Source organism: Nocardia asiatica NBRC 100129 (genome assembly GCF_000308415.1).
In the GTDB taxonomy this organism is placed as follows: domain Bacteria; phylum Actinomycetota; class Actinomycetes; order Mycobacteriales; family Mycobacteriaceae; genus Nocardia; species Nocardia asiatica.
The window spans coordinates 1-6,465 of the sequence record NZ_BAFS01000200.1 but is presented as its reverse complement, the minus strand read 5'-3'; the positions used below and the strand labels follow the sequence as shown (position 1 = coordinate 6,465).

At 71.2% G+C, this 6,465-nt stretch carries 6 protein-coding genes and 1 pseudogene; 3 read left to right on the top strand and 4 right to left on the bottom strand.

Going from position 1 to position 6,465, the window contains the following annotated elements; genetic code table 11:
* From ON27_RS44220 to ON27_RS19675, 3 genes and pseudogenes are all read left to right on the top strand, one after another.
* Positions 1 to 826 (top strand): annotated as a pseudogene (locus tag ON27_RS44220) (N-acetylmuramoyl-L-alanine amidase); the annotation flags it as partial.
* A 93-nt stretch (positions 827 to 919) separates the two neighbouring features.
* Complete coding sequence (locus ON27_RS19680; protein ID WP_043729476.1) at positions 920 to 1,963, top strand: CobW family GTP-binding protein; 1,044 nt, start codon at positions 920 to 922, stop codon at positions 1,961 to 1,963.
* Between the two features lie 186 nt (positions 1,964 to 2,149).
* Positions 2,150 to 2,341, top strand: a complete 192-nt coding sequence (locus tag ON27_RS19675; protein WP_043729475.1) for a hypothetical protein — start codon at positions 2,150 to 2,152, stop codon at positions 2,339 to 2,341.
* On the opposite strand, the gene ON27_RS19670 is transcribed toward ON27_RS19675, so the two are convergent.
* The 4 genes from ON27_RS19670 to ON27_RS19655 form a co-directional block, all read right to left on the bottom strand.
* Positions 2,331 to 3,344 carry an AraC family transcriptional regulator gene (locus tag ON27_RS19670; RefSeq protein WP_051046779.1) on the bottom strand — a complete coding sequence of 338 codons (1,014 nt, stop codon included), beginning with the start codon at positions 3,342 to 3,344 and terminating at the stop codon, positions 2,331 to 2,333. The genes ON27_RS19675 and ON27_RS19670 overlap by 11 nt on opposite strands.
* A gap of 151 nt (positions 3,345 to 3,495) precedes the next feature.
* On the bottom strand, positions 3,496 to 3,930 hold the full coding sequence (locus tag ON27_RS19665; RefSeq protein ID WP_043729473.1) for a molybdenum cofactor biosynthesis protein MoaE: 435 nt from the start codon (positions 3,928 to 3,930) through the stop codon (positions 3,496 to 3,498).
* A complete protein-coding gene (gene moaCB / locus ON27_RS19660) occupies positions 3,917 to 5,023 on the bottom strand; it encodes a bifunctional molybdenum cofactor biosynthesis protein MoaC/MoaB (RefSeq protein ID WP_043729470.1) in 1,107 nt (368 codons plus the stop codon). Before moaCB ends, ON27_RS19665 begins: the two co-directional genes overlap by 14 nt.
* On the bottom strand, positions 5,020 to 6,258 hold the full coding sequence (locus tag ON27_RS19655; protein WP_043729468.1) for a molybdopterin molybdotransferase MoeA: 1,239 nt from the start codon (positions 6,256 to 6,258) through the stop codon (positions 5,020 to 5,022). Before ON27_RS19655 ends, moaCB begins: the two co-directional genes overlap by 4 nt.
* Positions 6,259 to 6,465 lie beyond the last annotated feature (207 nt).

The window sequence follows — 6,465 nt, the reverse complement described above, 5'->3', positions numbered from 1 at the left end:
CGCCGATCGGGCCCAGTCGGGAGCGGGTCTGGCCGCGTCGAAATCGGTGCGCGACGCCTACCGGGAGGCGGGATTCCCGCCCGCGAACTACGGCGGCGTGGTGGACGGCCTGCAGACCCGCAAGGACGTCGCCGGGCCCGCGCTGACCACCGTTCCGGTCGTCTTCCTCGAGATGGGCAACGGCGCCAATCCCGAGGACGCGGCGCTGCTGGAATCACCCGACGGGCAGCTCAAGCACGCGATCGCGCTCACCACCGGCGTGGTCGGCCACCTGCTCGGCGCGCAACCGGGTGCGTCGACGGATCAGCAGGCGGCGCAGCCCGCTCCGCAGGGCGCCTCGTTCGATCACCCGGCGGCCAACCCCGACACACCTCAGGGGCAAACGAACCCGGCGGTTCCGCAGGCTCAGACGATTCCGGGCACGCCGCAGGCTCAGACCAGCCCGGGTACGCCGCAAGCACAGGTGAACCCGGTGGTTCCGCAGGCCCAGACGATTCCGGCGGTGCCGCAGAGCCCGGCGGCTCCCGCTGTGCCGCAGGCGCAGTCCGCGCCGGGCGCCGCGACGCCGCAGTCGACGCCGGGTGCGGGCACGCCCCAGTCGCCGGGCACGCCTGCTGCCCCGAGATCGCCGGGCACGTCCGGAAACCAGTCGCCGGGCGCGCCGTATGCCCAGCAGTCGCCGAGCACCGAGGGCGGCAACGCGTCGATCATGGAGTTGTTGATGCCGTTGGCTAAGATACTCGGCCTCGACGACAACGCCATCACCACGGAGCTGATCAACCTCGGCTACAGCCTGGCGGGCATGCTGCTGGGGTCGTCGAAATAGTCCGCACACCGAACCCGCCGGACGCCATCCCGCCGGTGCGAGGGTGGCGTCCGGCTTTCCCGGCGGGCCGCGCGCCGCACTAGGGTGAGCGGAATGGCTGACCGGATTCCTGTTGTGCTGCTCGCGGGGTTTCTCGGTTCCGGGAAGACCACGCTGCTCAATCACCTGCTGAAGGACAACCGGGGAACGCGGATCGGGGTCGTGGTCAACGACTTCGGGGCGATCAACATCGATTCGATGCTGGTCGCCGGGCAGGTCGACGCGATGGTCTCGCTCGGCAACGGCTGCGTGTGCTGCGCGGTCGACGTCACCGAACTGGACGAGCTGTTCACCCGGCTCACCCAGCCCCGCGCCGGGATCGACGTGATCGTGGTCGAGGCCAGCGGCTTGGCCGAGCCGCGCAGCCTCATCCGGATGGTGGTCGGCAGCGACAACCCGCGACTGCGCTACGGCGGCCTGATCGAGGTGGTCGACGCCGAGGAGTTCCCGCGCAGCAGCGCCCGTCATCCCGAGCTGCGCACCCATCTGCGGCTGGCCGATCTCGTGGTGGTAAACAAGGCCGATCGGGTGCCCGCCGAACACCTCGCGCGGCTGCGTGCGGACATCGCGGCGCTCGTCGGTTCGGTCCCGGTGTACGCGACCACCTACGGCCGGATCGATCCCGGACTGCTGTTCGACGAGCCGTCGCGCCCACGGCCCCTGGTGGCCGAGCAGCTGAGCTTCGACGAACTCCTCGCCGAGCACGACCACGACGACCACGACGACCACGCCGGGCACCGCCATCTGCACGACGACTACACCAGCGTCTCGTTCGCCAGCGACCGAGCGCTCGATCCGCGCAAGCTGATCGGTTTCCTGGAGGACCCGCCACCGGGATTGTTCCGGGCCAAGGGTTTCGCCGCGTTCGGGGTGTCGGACGAACGCAGGAAATTCGTCCTGCACATGGTCGGCCGCCACATCGTGTTCGAGCCGGGTCACTGGTCCCGCGGTGAGGAGCGGGGCACGCGGCTGGTGCTCATCGGTGCGGGCCTGCGCACCGACTCGGCGCTGACCCGGCTGCGCGATACGGTGCACGACGCCGCCGATCCGCTCGACCCGCAGAGCATGCTCGGCGTGTGGCGTTATACACCGCACTGAGACGTCAGATTGGCGCGTTCGGTCGCGACCTGTCGCGTTCGGTGCTGGTGACAGAGCAGTCTTTTCATGAGACTGAATGCGGTGTTCGCCGGTCGGCGGGCGCCGGGAGCGAACTGCCGCGAACGGCGCCGCTGGGCAGCCGATCCGTGACCGACCCGATCGTTCTGCGACCGATGGGAGTTTCCCGTGTCAGATTCCATGGAGAGCGCCACCGCGTACGTCATCGAGGCGCTGGAGGCCAAGGGCACCGCCACCCGCGACGACTTCGACGTACCCGCGATCGTCGCCGAGACCCACGCACTCACCAACAGCTGGGATTTCCGGACGATCGAGGACGCGACGTTCTGGTCGATCGCCGCGCGTTTCCTCAGGCCGTGAAGGTGCGTTCGGCGCGGTGCGCGGCGGTGGTCAGCGACCACCGGCGAGCGGCACGCCGCATCGAAGCCGGGTCGGAGTAGCCGAGGATCTCGGCCTGGCGCGACGGACTCAGCGGCCCGGCGGCGGTCGCGGCGACCAGCCGGGCGCCGCGGGCCCGGTCCAGTTCCGCGCGCCAAGTGGTGCCCGCCTCCCGCAACCGGCGCTGGAGCGTGCGCGGGCTGGTGGCCAGCCTGCGCGCCACCCGCTCCAGGGACGCGTCACCATCGTGCAGACAGTCCGCCAGGGCCGCCGCGACGCGTTCCGGCCAGGCGGTGGCCAGCGGCGGCGGGGGCGGAAGGGCGGCGGCCAAGGGCTGAAGTACGCCGGCCAGCACCGGATCGCTCGTGGTGAGCGGCAGATCCATGTCCGAGGCGCGGAAGGTCACAGCGTCCACCGGCGCGTCGAATTCGATCGCGGCCGTTCCGAATACCTCGCGGAAGGCGTGGGTCCTGGCGGGCGCGCGCTGGCGCAGCGATACCCGCAGCGGGGCCAGCGGTGCGCGCACCACGCGACGCGCTCGGCTGAGCACCGCGCTCAGGCCCCACAACTGGGTCAGGTCGCGGCCGCGGCCGGCCCCGTCGAGCATGTCCAGATACAGCGTCACCTCGTCGTCGTTCTCCGCGACCAGGTCGAAGCGGTGATTGGTGGTCACCGCGGTGACGTACGGCCCGCAGGTCGCCAGCCCGGCGCCCAGTGTCGGAGCCGAGGAGAACAGATAGTCGTAGAGACCGAGGCAGGTGAGCTCGTAGCGGCTCGCCACGTTGAGCGCGACATTCGGGTCGCCGAGTTCGTGTTCGCCGATCTCCCACAGCCGGGAGAACGTCTGGCTGGGCAGGTGCGCGTCGTCGCCCGCCATGGTCCACCCCGGCAACCCGGATTCCCGCAACAGCCGGTCGCGGTCGACGCCCGCCGCGGTGAGTTGCGAGACGACGAATCGGTGGAGCAGAACCTGGTCGGTCCCCATCGCGTGCTCCCTTCTCCCACCGCGACCGATCGGCCTACCCGTTCAGCGGCACCCGTCCTGTTCGTTTCGCGGCGCCGCGAGCGCAACACCGCGACGCGGACACGCTATACCCGCCGTGTTGATTCGTCATGAAATTCACGTCAAGCGCGGATCACCCGCAGGCGTTCACCCATTCGGACAGGCCGTCGGCGAACAACTGGCGCTTCCAGATGGGGACTTCGTGTTTGATCCGATCCACCAGTTCGGCGCAGGCCGCGAACGCCTCGCCGCGATGCGCCGCCGCGACCGCGACGACGATCGCGTCGTCGCCGATGCCGAGCGACCCGACGCGGTGTACGGCGGCGACCGGCAAGCCGTGCGCGGCCGCGAGTTCCGCGCAGACGGAGTGCAGGAAGCGCTCCGCCTGTGGATGGGCGGAATACTCCAGCGCCGCGACGGACTGTCCGCCATCGTGGTCGCGGACCTTGCCGGTGAACACCACGACCGCGCCGTAGTGCGGCCCGGTGACCGCCGCTTCGACCTCCGCCGCGTCGAGCGGCTGGTCGCTGATCCGGGCGAGCCGGACCGTGGCCTCAGCCGTTGTCATGACTTCCACCTCCGGCAACTTGTGCGAGCAGATGACCCAGCAGCGGTTCCAGCACGGCGATGCCGTCTCGAACGCCGCCCGGCGAACCCGGCAGGTTCACGATCACCGAGTGTCCCGCGAGTCCGGCCACACCGCGACTGAGTGCGGCGAGCGGGAATTTCGCGGTACCGCGCTGCCGGATCGCCTCCGCGACACCCGGGAGTTCACGGTCGAGCACGGCGAGGGTGGCCTCCGGGGTCGCGTCGGTGGGGGAGGCGCCGGTTCCGCCGGTGCTGACGACCAGCTGGGGTTCGAAGCGCAGCGCGTCGGCCAGCCCGAACTCGATCTCGGCGTCGGCGTAGACCAGCGGACCGCGCACCGAGAAGCCGAGACCGGCCAGCCATTCCACGAGCAGCGGACCGGTGGTGTCGACGCGGGTGCCCGCCGCGACGCCGGTCGACGCGACCAGGACCACGGCGGAGTGTTCCCCCTCGTCGAACTCCGGTTCGGTGGCCTCGGGCGTTTCCTCCGCGGCGTCCGCGTCGGCGGCAAGGTCCTCGTCGTCGGCGAGTTCTTCGTCGGCGGCAAGGTCCGCGCCGGGGGCGAGGTCCTCGTCGTCGGACGGCCCGCTCGCGCTCTCGTCGGCCGGGCGCTCCCAATGTCCGCGCTTGCCGCCTTCTTTGGTGAGCAGCCGCACGTCGGTGAGGGTAGCCGCGGGATCGACCGCCTTCACCATGTCGTGCAGCGTGAGCCCGGCGACCGCGACCGCGGTGAGCGCCTCCATCTCGACGCCCGTGGGACCTTTGGTCTTCGCGGTGGCCTCGATGGTGATGGCGGTGCCGGTGAAACCGAACTCCACCCGCACCGAGGACAGCGCCAGCTGATGGCACAGCGGAATCAGCTCGGAGGTCTTCTTCGCCCCCGCGATGCCCGCGATGCGGGCGGTGGACAGCACGTCCGCCTTCGGCAGGTCGTCGGCCCGGACCAGCGCGACCACCTCGGCCGTGGTGCGCAACTCGCCTGCCGCGACGGCCATCCGGGTGGTGTCGCTCTTCGCGCTCACATCGACCATGCGGGCGCGACCTTCGTGGTCGACATGGGACAGCTCGCTCATAACGACCACACTCGCACAACCGCTCCCGCGGGCAGCGCGGTGACCTCGGCGGGCACGTCGATCAGCACGTCGGCCCACGCCATGGCCGCCACGAGATGCGAGCCCGCGCCGGACACCACCTCGACCGCTTCCGGACGGCCGGGCGCCGACTCGGGCCGGGGACGGACCAGTTTGCCGCGCAGGAACTGTCGCTTCCCCTCCGGCGAACGCGGCACGGCGGTTCGCAGCGGAAGCTCGTAGGCGTCCACCTCGGGCAACCCGGCGAGGCGGCGCAACATCGGGCGGGCGAACACCTCGAACGACACCATCGTGCTGACCGGATTGCCGGGGAAGCTGAGCACGGGCACGCCGCCGACGACCGTCAAACCCTGCGGGCCGCCCGGTTGCATCGCGACCGAGCCGAACTGCCCGCCCATCGGCTCGAGCACGTCCTTGACCACCTCGAAATCACCTTTGGACACTCCGCCGGAGGTGAACACCACATCGGCGCGCTCGGTCGCGCCCACGAGCAGCGCCCGGAACCGTGCCGGATCGTCGGTGCTGTGCGAGACGGAGACGACCTCGACGCCGTTCGCCGCGAGCGCCGCGGCCAGGGCGACGCCGTTGGAGTTGTAGATCTGCCCGGGCCGCAGAGTCTTCCCGGCCGCGACCAGTTCGTCGCCGGTGGTGAGCACGGCACCGCGCACCGGGCGGAAGACCGCCACCTCGGGCAGCCCGACCGCGGCGAGCGCGGCGACGTGCCGGGGCGCGAGCGCCGTTCCCGCGTGCGCGAGCAGGTCCCCGGTTCGTACGTCGGTGCCCGGTTCCCGCACGAATTCGCCTGCGCCGCGACCGCGTTCGATGGTCACCGTGCCCGCACCGGCGCTGGCGTCCTCCACCGGCACGACGCAGTCCGCGCCGGGGGGAATCGGGGCGCCGGTCATCACCTTCATCGCCGCCCCCTCCGGCAGCGGCGAGCGGCCCGCGGCGCCCGCGGCGACCACGCCGGTCAAGGGCAGGGTGACCGGCGTGACCAGCACCGATTCCGCGCGCACCGCGTATCCGTCCATCGCGGAGTTGCGGAACACCGGCAGGTCGATCGGCGATCGGACATCCTCGGCCAGCTGCCTGCCCAGCGCTCCGGGCACCGCGACGGACTCGACCGCGCGCGCGGCCAGCGGCCGCAGCAGTTGTTCGATGCTGTCGCGGTGGTCGTCGACGGGCCGGGCCGAGAGGCCGGCGGGCCGGGGCTTCATGCGAGTCAGCCTAACGCCCGATCGGAGCGGTTTCCGTCGCTGTGGCCGGGCGCCGGTTCGCGAGCGGGTCGCCCGGGGTCGCGGCCGCCGCCTCACCGCGGGCACGTGATCGCGGTGAGTCCTCGAGGGGTATTCCGCCCGCTGCCGAATCGGGACAGGCGGTCATAATGGACGTGTGACTCTGGTCGAGATCGGGATTCCCGCCGT

Coding starts and splice junctions, on each gene's coding strand:
- ON27_RS19670 (WP_051046779.1), bottom strand. CDS start 3,344: ATGGGGACCGACCAGGTTCTGCTCCACCGATTCGTCGTCTCGCAACTC.
- ON27_RS19680 (WP_043729476.1), top strand. CDS start 920: ATGGCTGACCGGATTCCTGTTGTGCTGCTCGCGGGGTTTCTCGGTTCC.
- ON27_RS19665 (WP_043729473.1), bottom strand. CDS start 3,930: ATGACAACGGCTGAGGCCACGGTCCGGCTCGCCCGGATCAGCGACCAG.
- moaCB (WP_043729470.1), bottom strand. CDS start 5,023: ATGAGCGAGCTGTCCCATGTCGACCACGAAGGTCGCGCCCGCATGGTC.
- ON27_RS19655 (WP_043729468.1), bottom strand. CDS start 6,258: ATGAAGCCCCGGCCCGCCGGCCTCTCGGCCCGGCCCGTCGACGACCAC.